At 47.1% G+C, this 257-nt stretch carries 1 protein-coding gene; it reads left to right on the top strand.

Annotation, left to right across the window (positions count from 1 at the left end; genetic code table 11):
- Positions 1 to 257, top strand: a 257-nt coding sequence (locus AAEY75_RS16050) for an AAA family ATPase (RefSeq protein ID WP_352260154.1), incomplete at both ends; no start/stop codon positions are given.

Raw genomic sequence — 257 nt, 5'->3', positions numbered from 1 at the left:
GCACAAGGTTTAGCCCAATTATTAGGCTTGAGCTTTAGCCGTGTGCAGTTCACCAATGATATGCTGCCTGCCGATATATTGGGCATGAGTATCTACGATCAAAATAAGCGCCAATTTGAGTTTCGAGCAGGTCCTATCTTTACTCAGCTGCTGCTTGCTGATGAGATTAATCGCTCAAGTCCCAAAACCCAGAGCGCTTTACTTGAAGCGATGGAGGAGCGGCAAGTGACACAAGATGGGCAAAGTTACCCCTTACC

Source organism: Psychrobacter sp. TB55-MNA-CIBAN-0194 (assembly GCF_040309505.1).
Taxonomy (GTDB): domain Bacteria; phylum Pseudomonadota; class Gammaproteobacteria; order Pseudomonadales; family Moraxellaceae; genus Psychrobacter; species Psychrobacter fozii.
This window is presented reverse-complemented; position numbering and strand designations above follow the sequence as displayed.